General features: G+C 63.4%; 9 protein-coding genes and 1 pseudogene. 7 read left to right on the top strand and 3 right to left on the bottom strand.

The genetic code is table 11. From position 1 onward, the window contains the following. Position 1: 1 nt before the first annotated feature. The 3 genes from KMZ29_RS15065 to KMZ29_RS15055 are packed head-to-tail and all read left to right on the top strand — an operon-like array spanning position 2 to position 3,478. Complete coding sequence (locus KMZ29_RS15065; protein WP_215620000.1) at positions 2-1,207, top strand: amino acid ABC transporter permease; 1,206 nt, start codon at positions 2-4, stop codon at positions 1,205-1,207. After that, positions 1,204-2,727 carry an amino acid ABC transporter permease gene (locus KMZ29_RS15060; RefSeq protein WP_215619999.1) on the top strand — a complete coding sequence of 508 codons (1,524 nt, stop codon included), beginning with the start codon at positions 1,204-1,206 and terminating at the stop codon, positions 2,725-2,727. The genes KMZ29_RS15065 and KMZ29_RS15060 overlap by 4 nt, the downstream gene beginning before the upstream one ends. Positions 2,728-2,737: 10 nt before the next feature. Further along, positions 2,738-3,478, top strand: a complete 741-nt coding sequence (locus tag KMZ29_RS15055) for an amino acid ABC transporter ATP-binding protein (protein ID WP_305855077.1) — start codon at positions 2,738-2,740, stop codon at positions 3,476-3,478. A gap of 52 nt (positions 3,479-3,530) precedes the next feature. Here the strand turns inward: KMZ29_RS15055 and KMZ29_RS15050 are convergent, their stop codons facing one another. The 3 genes and pseudogenes from KMZ29_RS15050 to KMZ29_RS26740 all read right to left on the bottom strand — a co-directional run. After that, the gene (locus KMZ29_RS15050) at positions 3,531-4,565 is read right to left on the bottom strand and encodes a cysteine synthase A (RefSeq protein ID WP_215619998.1); all 1,035 of its coding nucleotides are present in this window, start codon (positions 4,563-4,565) and stop codon (positions 3,531-3,533) included. 86 nt (positions 4,566-4,651) lie between these two features. Next, the gene (locus KMZ29_RS15045) at positions 4,652-5,881 is read right to left on the bottom strand and encodes an SAM-dependent methyltransferase (protein WP_215619997.1); all 1,230 of its coding nucleotides are present in this window, start codon (positions 5,879-5,881) and stop codon (positions 4,652-4,654) included. A 294-nt stretch (positions 5,882-6,175) separates the two neighbouring features. Continuing rightward, positions 6,176-6,598, bottom strand: a pseudogene (locus KMZ29_RS26740) (DUF1365 family protein); the annotation flags it as partial. Between the two features lie 556 nt (positions 6,599-7,154). Here KMZ29_RS26740 and KMZ29_RS15035 point away from each other — a divergent pair. The 4 genes from KMZ29_RS15035 (at position 7,155) to KMZ29_RS15020 (ending at position 16,151) form a co-directional block, all read left to right on the top strand. Next, positions 7,155-8,609: an efflux transporter outer membrane subunit gene (locus KMZ29_RS15035; protein ID WP_215624279.1), complete on the top strand. Its 1,455-nt coding sequence runs from the start codon at positions 7,155-7,157 to the stop codon at positions 8,607-8,609. Then, the gene (locus tag KMZ29_RS15030; protein WP_215624278.1) at positions 8,599-9,912 is read left to right on the top strand and encodes an efflux RND transporter periplasmic adaptor subunit; all 1,314 of its coding nucleotides are present in this window, start codon (positions 8,599-8,601) and stop codon (positions 9,910-9,912) included. Before KMZ29_RS15035 ends, KMZ29_RS15030 begins: the two co-directional genes overlap by 11 nt. 52 nt (positions 9,913-9,964) lie before the next feature. Beyond that, positions 9,965-13,099, top strand: coding sequence for an efflux RND transporter permease subunit (locus KMZ29_RS15025; protein WP_215619996.1), 3,135 nt, complete (start codon positions 9,965-9,967; stop codon positions 13,097-13,099). 154 nt (positions 13,100-13,253) lie between these two features. After that, positions 13,254-16,151 (top strand): tetratricopeptide repeat protein, encoded by a 2,898-nt coding sequence (locus KMZ29_RS15020; protein ID WP_215619995.1) that lies wholly within the window; start codon positions 13,254-13,256, stop codon positions 16,149-16,151. The last annotated feature ends 3 nt before the right edge of the window (positions 16,152-16,154 follow it).

Below are 16,154 nucleotides of genomic sequence, written 5' to 3'. Positions count from 1 at the left end.
GATGTCCATCGAAGCCCGAGCGCCTCCGTCGCAGTTTCTTTTCAGGCTGCAACGCGCGCTCGGCGGTCGGGCGGGCTGGAACGGGTTTGTCTTTCAGATCCTGTTCGTCGCCGCGCTGCTGTGGATCGGCTTTGAAATCGTCGCCAATGCGCGTGCCAATTTGCAGGCGCAGCGGATCACATCCGGCCTCGGCTTCCTGGAGAATACGGCGGGCTTCGACGTCAGCCAGAGCCTGATTCCCTATTCCGGTTCCGACTCCTATACCCGCGTGTTCCTGGTCGGCCTGCTGAACACGCTGATCGTCTCGGTCATCGGCATCTTCTTTGCCACCATCATCGGGTTCATCGTCGCGCTGGGCCGGCTGTCGCCGAACTGGCTGCTGTCGCGGATTTCAGGCGGTTACGTCGAACTGATACGCAACCTGCCGCTCTTGTTCCAGATCCTGTTCTGGTACCGGGCCGTGCTGGCGACGCTGCCTAACCCGCGACAGAGCTACTCGATACTCGACAGCGCTTTTCTCAGTAACCGCGGGCTGGTGATTCCGAAGCCGATCGCCGATCCGGGCCTCGAGCCATTCGCGCTGGCGGTCCTGATCGCGATCGCCGCTGCGTTGGGCCTGCGGTGGTACGCGCGGAAGCAACTGTTCGAAAGCGGTAAACTGATCAGGATCTGGCCTTATGTGCTGGGATTGCTGATCGGTCTGCCCTTGCTGGCGTCGCTGTTGTTCGGCAGGCCCGTCACCTTCGAATTCCCCGCGCTCAAGGGCTTCAATTTCGCCGGCGGCTCGCGCGTCATTCCGGAGTTTGTCGCGCTGACGCTGGCGCTCTCGACCTACACGGCGGCCTTCATCGCCGAAATCGTTCGCGCCGGCATTCTGTCGGTTCACAAGGGGCAGATGGAAGCCGGTGCTTCGCTTGGTTTGTCGCGCGGATCGACCTTGCGGCTGATCGTGGTGCCGCAGGCGCTGCGCGTCATCCTGCCGCCGCTCACCAACCAGTATCTCAATCTCACCAAGAACTCGTCGCTGGCGGTGGCGATCGGCTATCCCGACCTGGTTTCGGTATTCGCCGGCACGGCGCTGAGCCAGACCGGGCAGGCGATCGAGATCATTTCGATTACGATGGGCGTCTATCTCCTGATCTCGCTGGTCACCAGCGCGATCATGAGCTTCTACGGATGGCGGCTCGGCCGGAGTGCCGGCCCATGAGCGATATCTCCGTTTCGCCGTTCGTTCGCCAGGAACTTGTCCCCGAGCGCTCTGCGCCGGTCAAGACCACTGGTTTTGTCGGTTTCCTGCGCACGCGCCTGTTCAATTCACCGACCAATGTTCTCCTGACCATTCTGGGCGTGCTGCTGCTCTGGTTCACCATCGTTCCGGCGGTGAAGTTTCTCCTGATCGATGCGATCTGGACCGGCAAGGATCGCAACGCCTGCCTTGCGGAAAATGCCGGACATACGGTTGGCGCCTGCTGGCCCTACATCCAGGCGAAATTCAGCCAGTTCATCTACGGTTTCTATCCGGAGGCCGAACGTTGGCGGGTGAACCTGACGTTTTTCCTGGCGGCGCTGTTGCTGTTGCCGCTGCTGATTCCGCGGCTGCCGGCCAAAGGCCTCAACGCCGGACTGTTCTTCGTCGCTTTCCCCATCGTTGCCTTCTTCCTGCTGCATGGCGGCGGCCTGAAGGGACTGGGCGTCAGCTGGACGGCAGGACTGCTGGCGGGATTGGGCGACAGCATCGGCGAGGGCGGCCGCAAGCTCGTCAGCGTGGGCGAGGCGATCGCGGTGATCGGCCCGCTGCTGTGGCTGCTCGGAAAGTTGCTGATGCTGCTCGGCACGGTGATTTCCTGGCTGATCTGGCCGCTGACCTGGCTTCGCGACCAGACTCAGATATTCCCACGGCCGGTATGGGCCGACTTCGTGGCCACCGCCGCGATCGTCTCGATTCTGTTGTTTCTGCTCAATGGCGGTGTCCGCGCTGGATGGCGGGCCCTCGTCAACAGTCTTGCGGTCTTTGCCGGCATCGGCATTGTCATCGCGTTGCTGGGCCTCGACCGCGGCGGCCTGCCGGTGGTCGATACGCGGCTGTGGGGCGGGCTTCTGGTGACGCTGGTGGTGTCGGTCACCGGCATCGTCACCTCGATGCCGGTCGGCATCGCGCTGGCGCTGGGGCGGCGCTCGACGATTCCGCTGATCCGGATCTTTTCGATCGCATTCATCGAGTTCTGGCGCGGCGTGCCGCTGATCACGGTGTTGTTTTTCGCCACCTACATGCTGCCTTTGTTCCTGCCAGGCAATTTTACGGTGGACGGTCTGGTCCGCGCCCTGATCGGTATCGCGCTGTTTGCCGGCGCCTACCAGGCCGAAGTTATCCGCGGCGGATTGCAGGCGATCCCGCGCGGGCAGGGGGAGGCTGCGAGCGCGCTCGGCCTGTCCTGGGCCAAGACCACCGGCCTGATCGTGATGCCGCAGGCGCTGCGCCACGTTATCCCCGGTCTCGTCAACAGTTTCATCGCCCTGTTCAAGGACACCTCGCTGGTCTCGATCGTGGCGCTGTTTGATCTGCTTGGCAGTCTGCAGGCTTCCTTCAGCGATCCGGTATGGTCGACGCCGACAACCCTGTTCACCGGGTTTGCCTTCACCGGAATGATCTACTTCGTCTTCTGTTTTGGCATGTCGCGCTATTCGCTGTTCGTCGAGAACAGGGTGAACGCGCATCGGCGCAATTGAGCAAATGACCATGACCGCGAATTCGATCGTCAGCATCAACGGCCTCAACAAGTGGTACGGCGACTTTCACGTGCTGCGCGACATCAATTTCGAGGTCGCCAAGGGCGAGCGCATCGTGATCTGCGGCCCCTCGGGTTCGGGTAAATCGACGCTGATCCGCTGCATCAACGCGCTGGAGGAGTTCCAGGAAGGCGAGATCGTGGTCGACGGCATCGAACTGGGGCCGAACCTGAAGCGGGTCGACGAAGTCCGGCGCGAAGTCGGCATGGTGTTCCAGAGTTTCAATCTGTTTCCGCATCTGACCGTGCTGGAGAACTGCACGCTGGCGCCGATCTGGGTGCGCAACATCCCGAAGTTGGACGCCGAAGCCGCCGCGATGAAATATCTGGAGCGGGTGAAGATTCCGCACCAGGCCAACAAATATCCGGGCCAGATGTCCGGCGGTCAGCAGCAGCGCGTCGCCATCGCCCGCGCCTTGACCATGAGCCCGAAGGTGATGCTGTTCGACGAGCCGACCTCGGCGCTCGACCCCGAAATGGTCAAGGAAGTGCTCGACACCATGGTCGACCTCGCCAATGAGGGCATGACCATGCTGGTCGTCACCCACGAAATGGGATTTGCCCGCGAAGTCGCCAACCGCATCGTGTTCATGGACGCCGGGCAGATCATCGAGTCCAACACGCCGGCGAGCTTCTTCGCCAACCCACAGCACGCGCGGACCAAGCTGTTCCTCAGCCAGATTTTGCGGTGAGATGGGCGAATGGCGAATGGAGCGATCATTCGCCATTCGCTACTCGCCACTTTCACTCGAACGGCACGTCGATCTTGCTGTGCTTCTCCAGCCATGCCGGCACCGGCAGGTTCTTCGAGCGCATGAACTCCGGATTGAACAGCTTCGACTGATAGCGGTTTCCGGAATCGCACAGGATGGTCACGATGGTTTTGCCGGGCCCGAGCTGCCTGGCGAGCCGGATGGCGCCGGCAACGTTGACGCCGGTGGAGCCGCCGAGGCACAGTCCCTCGTGCTCGAGCAGGTCGTAGATCACCGGAACCCATTCTTCATCGGGAATGAGGAAGGCGGTGTCCACTTTGGCGGTTTCAATCACGGGCGTGACGCGCCCAAGGCCAATGCCTTCGGAGATCGATCCGCCTGGCGTCGATTTGGCGGTGCCGTTCTTGAACAATTCATACATTGCCGCACCGTGGGGGTCGGCGCAGGCGATGGTGATGCCCTCGTTCTTTTCCTTCAAATACCGGCTGGTGCCGGCAAGCGTGCCGCCAGTCCCGACCGAACAGATAAAGCCGTCGATCTTGCCGCCGGTATCGCGCCAGATTTCCGGGCCGGTTGACTCATAATGCGCCCTGGCGTTGTCGAGGTTGTTCCATTGATCGCCGAACAACACGCCGTTCGGTTCGGTCTTACGAAGCTGTGCGGCCAGCCTCTTTCCGACATGCTGGTAACAGTTCGGATTGGAAAAGGGCAGCGCCGGCACCTCGACCAGTTCGGCGCCGCAAAGCCGCAGCATGTCCTTCTTTTCCTGGCTCTGCGTATCCGGAATCACGATCAGCGTCCGGTAACCGCGCGCGCTCGCCACCACCGCAAGCCCGATGCCGGTATTGCCGGCGGTCGCTTCCACCACCAGGCCGCCGGGCTTGAGGTCGCCGCGCTTCTCGGCTTCCAGGATCATCCATTTGCCGGCGCGGTCCTTCACCGACTGGCCGGGGTTCATGAATTCCGCCTTGCCGAGAATGGTGCAGCCGGTCGCCTCGGAGGCGTGCCTGAGCTTGATGAGCGGCGTGTTACCGATCGCCTGAACGACGTCGTTGTTGATTGTCATGTCTTGGGAATTGCCAGTTGTTTCCTCACCGGAGGCGACCCTAAAGGACCGTCGCGGGAGGCACAAGCCGACGCCGCAATGCTCCGCTAGGGCGATTTGGCGAACACCACCTGGCGCACGTCGATATTTCCCGACAGGAAACCGGCCTCGCAATAAGCGAGATAGTATTCCCACAGCCGCCGGAACCGGTCGTCGAACCCCGAAGGCATCAGGTTCGGCCAGGCCGCGCGGAAATTGCTTCGCCAGATCGCGAGCGTCTTGGCATAATCTTGCCCGAAAATGCGCTCGCGGATAACGGGAACGCCGAAGCGCTCGCCGAGCGATTTCAGCACCTGCGGCGAGGGCAGCATGCCGCCCGGAAAAACGTAGCGCTGGATGAAGTCGACTTCGCGGCGATAGGCCTGGAACAGGCTGTCCTGAATGGTGATGGCCTGTATGCCGGCAAGGCCGCCGGGCAGCAGCCGGTCGCGCAACTGTGAAAAATATTTCGGCCAGAACTGCTCGCCGACCGCCTCGATCATCTCGATCGAGGCGATCCGGTCGTAGCGGTCGCGCTCGTCGCGATAGTCCTGCAGCCGGATCTCGACCTTGTCGCTGAGGCCGGCCTTGAAAATGCGCGCTTCCGCGAAATCGCGCTGCTCCTTGCTGATGGTAAGCCCGACCACTTTGGCGCCGTACGTCTTGGCGGCATATTCCGCAAAGCCGCCCCAGCCGCAGCCGATCTCCAGCAGTTTCTGGCCGGGCTTCAGATCGATGGCCTCGGCGAGCCGGCGGTATTTGTTGTTTTGCGCGGCCGTCAGATCGGGGGTGTCGTCCTCGAACAATGCGGAGGAATAGGTCATGCTCGGATCGAGCCAGGCCGAATAAAACGCGTTGCCGATGTCGTAATGCGCATAGATGTTGCGGCGAGCCTGCCGCCTGGTGTTGCGGTTGAGCCAGTGCCGGGCGATCTGGACAAAACGCATCAGCGGCTTGTCGCCGAGCATCTGCTGAATGAGATCGTGATTGACGCAGAACAGATAGAGGAACTGCGTCAGATCGGGCGTGTCCCATTCCCCCTGCAGATAGGCTTCGGCGATCCCGATGTCGCCGCCGTTGAGCAGCCGCGAGGCGAAGCCGTAATTGTACAACGTCATGGCCGCCGCCGGGCCCGGCTCCATGCCGCCCATCCGAAGCGTGCGGCCGTCGGGAAGCGTGATGTCGAGTGTGCCGCGTCTCAGCCTTGACGCGAAGCCCAGGGCCAGCCGGACCACGCGGGGCAAATCGGCAAGCACCGCCTCCAGATTATCGGGAGTAATAGGAATCAACGCAGACATCGCCAGGCCCATCGGTTGATGCGGCTCTGTGTCCAGCCAAGTCGTCCCAAGGTCACTGGACCAGAGCGCTTTCCCGCGCTCCGGGCTTCCGCCCGGCGGCAGATAACGCTTCCGCAGTATAGTCGCGGCATTCGCCGCTCGCCAAGACGGTATTCGCCGTGTTCGCCGGTGCAGCATTCGGCCGCGGCACCAGTCGCGCGCCTTTGAGCCAAAGCCGCAGGGCTTCCCGCCGGGCTTCACGGCAAGCACGTAAGCGTGGATGTCGCCGAACGTGTTGCGGACCTCGTACATGAGGAGCGCCAGCTCGCCGCTGCTAGCGTAGCAGAAATACACCGACAGCGGATTGAAGGTGAAGCCGAGCAGCCGCGGATAGCACAACAGCCACACCCGCCCGCCGGCGAGATCGATGCCGCGCCCGGCGGCGCAGGCTTGCGCGTGGCTGCGCAAGGGCGACCCATCGCGCATCCACAGATAGGAAGGCGACAGCAGGTTGCGCGGCTGCGCGAACAATCCCTTGGCGGTCTCGCGCCAGTTGTTGCCGCCGCCTTTCCATTCGAAGCGGCCGGCGCCGGCGGTGACCGCAAAGCTCATGCAGCTTGCGACGGTCTCGACGCCGAGATGGGCGAACAGGGCGGTGAGGTCCGGATAGTTAAGCTCGTTGTAGACGATGAAGCCGGTATCGACCGAAAGCTGTGTCCCGTCGTAGTCGATGGTCACGGTGTGGCTGTGTCCGCCGGGCCTGATTTCGCGATCGTAGACCGTGACCGGATAGCGTTTTGACAAGGTTCAGGCCGCAGCATTGCCCGCAATTCCCGTTCCGATCACCGCGACTCGCATTCGATAGCCCCCATTGGTTGCCATGCGAGATACGGCACGTGGCTTGCGAAGTTTCAGCAGCGCCCGGGCGACGCGGGTGAGGCGGCCTCGAATCGTCCGAATGGCGAAAAACACATGAAATCTTGGTAAGATTGCCGCAGCCTAAAGACCGTGCCGATCGCCAGAAGCCCGCATGAAATAAGGGAAACTGGGCGGTTCGCAGCCCCGGCCACGATCGGGGGATGCGCGATGCAGAGCGGAACAGGACTGTCCGCCCCCGGAACGCCCGGCTAGTATGGCGACCGGGTTCCAGAGGAAGCATCACAGTCGTGACCGGGTCGCAGGCCGTTACCACCAATGTCATCAGCGAGTCGGTCGGGTGCTCCTCGAATCGTCGGATGCCGGGCGATGCTCCCGGCGGAGGGCGGACGTGAAACAGGGTCCCGCTGATGCTGCCATGGGCGGCCTTGCCGCAATTTTTGGCCTCGACCGGGCGGCGAAATGGCTTGCCGCGCTGTGCATGGTGGTCAGTTCAGCCGGCTGCATTCTCACCAGGGACCTGGCCGATCCGGCGCTGGATATCCCGCAAGGCTACAAAGCCGCGCGATCGGCCGATCCGGACGCGCCGCCGACACTGGACTGGTGGCGCGGCTTCCGCTCGCCGGAACTGACCGCGCTGATGGAGGAAGCCCAGACCGTCAATCTGGACATCGCGGCGGCGACCGCGCGCTTCATCCAGGCGGACGCGCAGGCGCGCATTGCCGGCGCGCCGCTGCTGCCGAGCCTCAGCGGAACCGGTCAGCAGACCTATGCCCGCAGCTCCGGCTCGAGCGCCAGCGGCCTGACCAATGGCGGGCGAGAGACCACCAATTACCAGGCCTCGCTCAGCGCCAGTTATGAGTTCGATTTCTGGGGCAAGAACCGCGACGCCGCGCAGGCGGCGGAAGAAACCGCGATCGCCAGTCGCTTCGATCGCGACGTGGTGGCGTTGACCGCGCTTGTCAGCGTCGCCAATGCCTATTTTCAGGTGCTTTCAGCACAGGACCGGCTTCGCACCGCCGAGCGCAATATCGCCAGCGCCTCGCGCATCCTCGACGCCATCAAGCAGCGGCTGCAGGCCGGCACCGGAACCGACCTCGATGTTGCCCAGCAGGAAAGCGTGCTCGCCAGCCAGCGCGCCGCGGTGCCGCCGCTGCGCCAGACGCTGGCGCTGAACATCAATGCGCTGGCGACGCTGGTGGCGCGGCCGCCGGAAAGCGTGCGCGTCACCGGCGGCTCACTGAACCGGATTGCGTCGCCGCGGGTGACGCCGGGCCTGCCATCGGAACTCTTGACGCAGCGGCCGGATATCAGGCGTCAGGAGGCGCAGCTTGCTTCCGCCACCGCCAATGTCGGCAACGCCCGCGCGCAGTTCTTTCCCAGTATCAAGTTGACGGGGGCGGGCGGATATCAGAGTTCGTCGCTGGTATCGCTGTTCCAGCCCCATGCCGCCTTCTTCAATGTCGTCGGCAGCCTGACACAGCCGATCTTCGACGGCGGACAGATTCTCGGCAATTTCGAACTCACCAAGGCGAGGCAGGACGAGCTGCTGCAGGCCTACCGCAAGACGGTGGTCTCGGCCTTCGCTGACGTCGACAACGCGCTGGTGTCGATCCGGCAGACCACCGAGAAGTTGCGGCTGCAGCGCGAGGTGTTGGCGGCCTCACGGCGGGCCTTTCAACTGTCCGAGCAGCAGCTGCGGGCAGGCACGGCGGACATCGTGACTGTGTTGAATACGCAATTGACGTTTTTCCAGGCGGAAGATTCGCTGTCGCAGGCCCAACTGGCCCGGATGCTGGCGATCGTCAGCCTGTATCAGGCGCTGGGGGGCGGCTGGGAGCCAAGGATGGAAAGGCCGGTTGATGCTCTTTAAGCCGGATTTGGACACCGCGAAGGCTGCCGGCAAGGGTGTCGCGCACAGCGCGGGCCGCCGCATCGTGTCGATTGCGATTACGCTCGTGATACTCGGCGGCCTTGGCTACATCGGCTGGACAGCGCTGCAGCAGAAACAGGCCGCCAACAACCGTGGCGGCATGCCGCGCGACCTGCCGGTGCCGGTGCTGGCGGCGACCCCTCGCATCCAGGACGTGCCGGTCTATCTCGACGGAGTAGGCTCCGTCCGCGCGCTGAACAACGTGATCGTGCGTGCGCAGGTCGATGGCAAGCTGATCGCAGTTAATTTCGTCGAGGGACAGGACGTCAAGAAGGGCGACGTCCTCGGCGAGATCGATCCGGTGATCTACAAGGCGCAGTACGATCAGGCGGTCGCCAAGAAGGCGCAGGATGAAGCGCAGCTCGCCAATATGCGCATCGACCTCGCGCGCTATCAGCAATTGGCCGCCTCCAACGCCGGATCCAAGCAGCAGGCCGACACCCAGCGCGCCGTGGTCGCGCAGCAGGAAGCGCTGGTCAACGCCGACCAGGCCGCGATTGACAACGCCCAGGCGACACTCGGCTATACCAAGATCATCGCGCCATTGTCAGGCCGAGCCGGGCTGCGGCAGGTCGACCAGGGCAACATTATTCGCGCTTCCGACGTGACCGGTCTCGTCATCATCACCCAGTTGCAACCGATCGCTGTGCAGTTCAGCCTGCCGCAGCAGCAGATCGTGCGGGTCAACGCCGCCTCCGCCAGGGGCGCGCTGACCGTCGACGTGTTCGGCAACGACGGCACTACGGTGATCGACAGCGGTACCCTGAAAGGCATCGACAACCAGGTCGATCCGACCACCGGCACCCTCAAGCTCAAGGCCGAATTTCCCAATGCGAACTTCCAGCTTTGGCCGGGCCAGTTCGTCAATGTAAGGCTGAAGGTCGAAACGCTTGCGAAGGCGGTGGTGGTGCCGACCTCCGCCGTGCAGCGCGGCCCGGCAGGGACTTTCAGCTACGTCATCGGCGCGGACAATATCGCCACGGCGAAGCCCGTCGTGGTGACGCAGCAGAACGAAACCGAAGCCGTGATCGCGAGCGGGCTGTCGGCTTCCGATCGCGTGGTGACGACAGGCTTTGCCAATCTGTCCGATGGCGCCAAGGTCTTCATCGGCAGGTCCGATCAGACGCCGTCAGTCGATCTCGCCCCGCGCAAGCGAACCAGGACCCCGCAGGGCACGGACACTCAGAGCAAGGACGCAAAAGGGGGCGCACAGTCAGGCGGCGGAGCGAAGTCGCAGCCATGACCGAAGAACTCCCGACTTGAATGCCTGATTTCGCCAGCGTGAGCACGCACCCATGAGCGTCTCGGAACCATTCATCCGCCGCCCGATCGCGACCTCGCTGCTGGGGATCGCGCTCCTGATCGGCGGCGCGCTGGGCTATTGGGCGCTGCCGGTGTCGGCGCTGCCGCAGGTCGATTTTCCGACCGTGCAGGTGACGACGCAATTGCCGGGCGCGAGCCCCGACGTCGTCGCCTCGCTGATCACGGCGCCACTGGAGCGCCAGCTCGGCCAGATCCCGTCGCTGTCGTCGATGCAGTCGACCAGTTCGTTCGGCGTCAGCCAGATTTCCCTGCAGTTCGATCTCAACCGCGACATCGACGGCGCGACCCAGGACGTGCAGGCCGCGATCAACGCCGCGGCCGGTATCCTGCCGAAAAGCCTGCCGTATCCGCCGACCTACGCCAAGGTCAATCCCGCGGACGCGCCGGTCATGACGCTGGCGCTGACCTCGGAGACGATTTCGCTGCGCGCCATGAGCGATCTCGCCGACACCATCCTGGCGCAGCGCCTCAGCCAGATTTCGGGGGTAGGGCGGGTCGCGGTGCTGGGCGGGCTGAAGCCCGCGGTTCGGGTGCAGGCCGACCTGGCGCGGCTCGCGGCCTACGGCATTTCGATGGAGGATTTGCGCAGCGCGATCGCGGGCGCCAACGTCTCCGGGCCGAAGGGATCGCTCGACGGCGCGCAGCAGGCTTACACCATCGCCGCCAACGACCAGATCGCGGCGGCGGAAGCCTACAAGCCGATCATCATCGCCTACCGCAACGGTGCGCCCGTGACCATCGGCGACGTCGCCATCATCGTCGACGGGCTGGAGAACGACCGCACCGGCGGCTGGTACCAGGGCACGCCGGCCGTCATCATCGACATCCAGCGGCAGCCCGGCGCCAACGTCATCGAGGTGGTGCGCCAGATCCGCAGCGAGATTCCGAAGGTGCAGCGCGCCATCCCGGCCGGCGTCAACCTGACCGTGGTCAGCGACCGCACCGTCACCATCCGCGCCTCGGTGCGTGACGTGCAATTCACGCTGATTCTGAGCGTGGTGCTGGTGACGCTGGTGGTGCTGTTGTTCCTGCGCTCGCTGCGCGCCACCCTGATCGCCGGCGTGGCGCTGCCGCTGTCGCTTATCACTTCCTTCGGCATCATGTATTTCTGCGGCTTCAGCCTCGACAATTTGTCGCTGATGGCGCTGACCATCGGCACCGGCTTCGTGGTCGACGACGCCATCGTGATGATTGAGAACATCGTCCGCCATATGGAGAACGGCGAATCCTCGATGGAGGCGTCGCTCAAGGGCGCCAAGGAAATCGGCTTCACGGTGATTTCGCTGACGGTGTCGCTGATCGCCGTGTTCATCCCGCTGTTGTTCATGTCGGGACTGGTCGGGCGCATGTTCCGCGAATTCGCGCTGACGCTGACCATCGCGGTAGTGACGTCGGCTGTCGTGTCGCTGACGCTGACGCCGATGATGTGCTCGCGGCTGTTGAAGCATGTCCATGAAGAATTCGCGGTGCCAGGGCTTGCCGCGGTCTCCGGCGGTATCGACCGCATGGTCGAATTCTATCGCCGCACGCTGCTCTGGGTGCTGCAGCGCCAGCGCGCAACGCTGTTGGTGACCTTCGCCACCATCGTCGCGACCCTGATCCTCTATGTCGTCGCGCCCAAAGGCTTCCTGCCGCTGCAGGACACCGCCTCCATCACTGCGGTCACCGAGGCCGGTCCCGACGTGTCGTTTGCGGAAATGCAGAGCCGGCAGAGCAGGGCCGCGGCCGCGATCAAGGCCGACCCTGACGTAACCGGCGTCGTCTCGGTGATCGGCGCGGGTTCGGTCAACCCGACCACCAATGTCGGCCGCCTGGTGATGACGCTGAAGCCGCGTGGCGAGCGGCGCGACGACGTTGCCTCCGTCATCGTGCGCCTGAAGGCGCTGACCGCCTCGATCCCGGGCATGACGGTCTACTTCCAGCCGGTGCAGGATGTGCAGATCTCGACCCAGTCGAGCCGCTCGCAATACCAGTACACGCTGACGGGCACCGACGCCCCGCTGGTGAGCGAGTGGGGCAAAAAGCTCGTTGCCGAACTGCGGCGCGATCCTCTGTTCCGCGACGTCTCTTCGGAGGCCCAGGAGGGCGGCCTGCGCGCCTCGCTCGACATCAACCGCCAGCGCGCGGGCCAGCTCGGCGTCAGCATCCAGGGCGTCAACGATACGCTCAACGACGCCTTCGCGCAGCGGCAGATTTCCACCATCTACGGGCAGGCCAACCAGTACCGGGTGGTGCTGGAAGCCATGCCGATTTACCAGCGCGATCCGTCGATCCTGTCGAAGCTCTATCTGCCCGGGGTAGCCGGGGCGCAGGTGCCGCTGTCGGCGGTGGCGACGCTGACGCGCACCACGGCGCCGCTCGCGATTGCGCATCAGGCCCAGTTCCCGGCGGTCTCGCTCAGCTTCAATCTGGCGCCCGGTGGCGCACTCGGCGACGCCGTCGATGCAGTCAAGACCGTTGAACGACGCATCGGCATGCCCGGCAGCATCGTCGGCGTCTATGCCGGCGATGCGGCCGAGTTCTCGAAGTCGCTCGCCGGACAACCGTGGCTGATCCTGGCGGCGCTGGTCACGATCTACATCGTGCTCGGCGTGCTCTATGAGAGCTACATTCACCCGATCACCATTCTTTCGACGCTGCCCTCGGCGGGCGTCGGAGCCATCCTGGCGCTGATGCTGTTCGGACAGGATCTGTCTGTGATCGGCCTGATCGGCATTATTCTGTTAATGGGCATCGTCAAGAAAAACGCGATCATGATGATCGACTTCGCGCTGGACGCTGAGCGCATCCAGGGCATGTCGGCGACGGACGCGATCGTGCAGGCCTGCCTGCTGCGGTTTCGCCCGATCATGATGACGACGCTGGCCGCACTGCTCGGCGCGCTGCCGCTGGCGGTGGAAAGCGGCACCGGTGCCGAGCTGCGCTTTCCGCTCGGCATTTCCATCATCGGCGGCCTGCTGCTGAGCCAGTTGCTGACGCTGTACACGACGCCGGTGATCTATCTCGCGCTCGACCGGATCAATCGAAGGATCGAGAGGGCGGTGCCGCCGCCGGCGCCCGAACTGCCGTCACCGCCGGTCGCGGGGGCCACCGAGGGGATGCAGTAATGGCATCGATCTCGGAGCCGTTCATTCGCCGTCCGGTAGGCAATGCCCGGTTGCATTGGCCTGGCAGTCCAGCGACTTGAATTGACATAGCTCAAGCGGATCGCCCGGCGAAGGTCGTACTAAGTTTGCCGTCATGGCTCATTTTGGATCCAGGTTGGGCAAGACGCCACGAGGGTTCTCGCTGGTGGCGGCTGTGGCGATTTTGACCGCTGTTACGGCAACCTCCGAAGCAGAAGCAGCAGCGAACCGTTGTGACCTCGTGGCCGGAGCATGGAATTGGCCGCGCGGGCGGCAAGCCACATTCTCGCTCGGCGGCGCGGCGAGCGCGCGCGGCGAGGGCATCACCTACAGGGGAACCTGGCGTTGCCTCGACCCGAAATCGGGGCGCGTCCAGATCAAGTGGCTCGGCGGGTTGTTCACGACCTGGGTTACGCCAACCGGGGCAAGTTCGTTGAAGGGCGACAATGTCATCGGCGAGCATTTCACGGCAAGCCGTATCGGAGCCGCGCCGAAAATCGCCGCGGAGGAAGACAAGGAAGCCGGGCGCGCTCAGCGGCCAACGACACCAAGGCCGGGGAGCGAGACAGAGCCAACTGGCCGAGCAGGACGAACCGCACAGGAACGGCAGGCCGAAACGCAACGGGCCCAGACGTCGCGGGCAACGGCGGAAGCCGTACGCCCAAAAAAGCCCGAACCTGCAGTTGGGCCGCTTGCCGAAAGTCCACCCCGGCCCGTGGCGCCGGCGGCCGAGGCGGCGCGGGCAGGCTCCCCACCTGCCGCCGATATTGTCTTTGCCGAAGGAGAGAAGCTGCCTGGCATCGCGGCGCACCTGCCGCTGAAGACCTGGACCGGCGACGACAAGCGGCGCGTCGGCGGAGCCTTCAATACAGTTTCCGAATTGGCGCCGGGTTTGATGCGCAGAGTCGCCGCCTATGGGCCGCTGAAGGTTTATCGCTCCGCGGGCATTGGCGCTGGAACCGGGGTGGGAGCGCAGGCGCTTGCCTTTTCCAGCCACGGCCGGAGCGTCGTGATATTCGACGAGTTTCTACAGCGATTTCCGGAGAGCGCGCGCCGCCGCGATCATTACCATTTCGTTGACGGGCCGGATATCCCGCTTGCCGTGCTCTATCTAATCCACGAGTTGGTACATTACGTGGATGCCGGCGACACCATCGCAGACAGCAAGGAATGGCGTGACCTGATCGAACCCGTCATCAAACAGGTCAATGACCGGTTGCTGAACCTGCATGGCGAGACCTGCTACCAACTGGAGTTTGCGAGTCGGCTTGGATCGGAACGCGAACGTCAGGAGGCTGCCGCGCATAGGCGCGCGCTCACGCGATCGGCAGGTATGCCGAGTCCGTATTCCTGCGTCCACCCGGTGGAAGCACTACCCGAATATGTCACTCTGTTCATCTACAGTCCCGAGTTCCGGACGTCTGTGGCGCCATCGATCGCCAAGTTCATTCAGCAGCGCTTCCTTGATCCGGCGACCGGGGGCGATCCCGCCATCGCTGCGTTTCTGAATGGGATTCGGCATGCTGGGGCCAAGGACTGCAGGGCAGCGATCGAGGCCTTTTCGGAGGCCATCCGGATCAATCCGGCTTTCGCGCGCGCCTTCTTGGAACGTGGGCAGTGCCGGCAAGAGGAGAAATCCTACGACAAGGCGATTGAGGATTTCAACGAAGTCCTTCGCCTCCAGGCCAGTAGCGCCATGGCCTATGCGCGGCGCGGCAACGCGTTTGAGTCGAAGGGCGAATACGACGGCGCCATCGCGGATTTTGAGGCGGCGATCAGACTGTTCGCGCAGCCGGAGCAGGCGACGGCCGATTCCTATTCCGCCAGAAACGGCGTTGCCGTGGCGCTTCGTGATCGCGGCCGGACCTACATTCGAGCCAAGCAGTATGATCGCGCAATTGCCGACTTTAACGAAGCCTTGCGGCAACCGGCCTTTGAGAAGCCGGCCCACGGCGCGCGGGACCCGGTGACGGCCACGATCTTTCTGCTGCGGGGGTATGCCTACAGCCTTACCGATCAATTCGACCGCGCACTGCCGGACCTCAACGAAGCGATCGCGCTCGATCCGGAAAATGCTTCCTCATATACCAAGCGCGGCAATGTCCACCTCCTCAGGAAGGACTACGACAGGGCATTGTCAGACTATACATCTGCGATCGAACGCGATCCGCAGGACCGCGAAGCATATAGCTTTCGCGGAATGGTCTATGTAAACAAGGAGGATCATGATCGCGCCATTGCCGATTTGAATCAGGCAATCGTCCTGGATGCGAAAGATTCATTCGCTTATCTCCAGCGGGGCCTCGCTTACGCCGGCAAGGGAGAACTCGACACGGCGATCGTCGATCTCTCGAAAGCGATCGAACTCGATCCGAAAAACGCGCAGGGCTACCGCAATCGCGGTCGTGTCTACGGCAACAAAAAGCAATACGACCAGGCGATCGCCGATTTCAATGAAGTGATCCGGATCAATCCGAAAAACGCCGAGTCGTATCTCGATCGCGGTCGCGCCTATGCATTCAAGCAACAGCACGACAAGGCCATCGCGGATTTCAACGACGCGATCCGGTTGGACCCGCGGTCCGCGGATTCCTATTTTGCGCGAGGCTCGGCCTATTCCGAAACGAAAAACCTGCCCGCCGCGATCGCCGACTTCACCGAATTGATCCGGCTCAACCCCTCCGAGTTCAGGGGCTACGCCAATCGCGCCAGGGCCTATAACGATCAGCGCGACTTCGATCGGGCCATCGATGATTATACCCAGGCGATCAAGCTGCGACCTCAGGTCGCGATGCTCCATCTGTTTCGCGGACGCTCCTATTCGGACAAGGGCGATTTTCGCAACGCAATTGCCGATTTGAGTGAAGCGATACGGCTGAATCCACAAAATACGTTCGCCTTCTGGAGCCGCGCAGACGCCTACGAGAAAGCCGGCGATGTCCAGAAGGCCATCGCCGACTACGAGCGCGTGCTCGCGCTTGATCCCGGCCACAAGGTTGCAACCGCGGCCCTGAAGCGGTTGCGCGGAGGGTAGTTC

Origin of the sequence: Bradyrhizobium sediminis, from assembly GCF_018736085.1 — a bacterium.
GTDB classification, from domain to species: Bacteria; Pseudomonadota; Alphaproteobacteria; order Rhizobiales; family Xanthobacteraceae; genus Bradyrhizobium; species Bradyrhizobium sediminis.
The sequence above is the reverse complement of the archived record's forward strand: the minus strand, read 5'-3'. Positions and strand labels throughout refer to the sequence as shown.

What these genes read in the sequence shown, in the direction of transcription:
- KMZ29_RS15065 (WP_215620000.1), top strand. Translation starts at nt 2, where the DNA reads ATGTCCATCGAAGCCCGAGCGCCTCCGTCGCAGTTTCTTTTCAGGCTG.
- KMZ29_RS15060 (WP_215619999.1), top strand. Translation starts at nt 1,204, where the DNA reads ATGAGCGATATCTCCGTTTCGCCGTTCGTTCGCCAGGAACTTGTCCCC.
- KMZ29_RS15055 (WP_305855077.1), top strand. Translation starts at nt 2,738, where the DNA reads ATGACCGCGAATTCGATCGTCAGCATCAACGGCCTCAACAAGTGGTAC.
- KMZ29_RS15050 (WP_215619998.1), bottom strand. Translation starts at nt 4,565, where the DNA reads ATGACAATCAACAACGACGTCGTTCAGGCGATCGGTAACACGCCGCTC.
- KMZ29_RS15045 (WP_215619997.1), bottom strand. Translation starts at nt 5,881, where the DNA reads ATGTCTGCGTTGATTCCTATTACTCCCGATAATCTGGAGGCGGTGCTT.
- KMZ29_RS15035 (WP_215624279.1), top strand. Translation starts at nt 7,155, where the DNA reads ATGGGCGGCCTTGCCGCAATTTTTGGCCTCGACCGGGCGGCGAAATGG.
- KMZ29_RS15030 (WP_215624278.1), top strand. Translation starts at nt 8,599, where the DNA reads ATGCTCTTTAAGCCGGATTTGGACACCGCGAAGGCTGCCGGCAAGGGT.
- KMZ29_RS15025 (WP_215619996.1), top strand. Translation starts at nt 9,965, where the DNA reads ATGAGCGTCTCGGAACCATTCATCCGCCGCCCGATCGCGACCTCGCTG.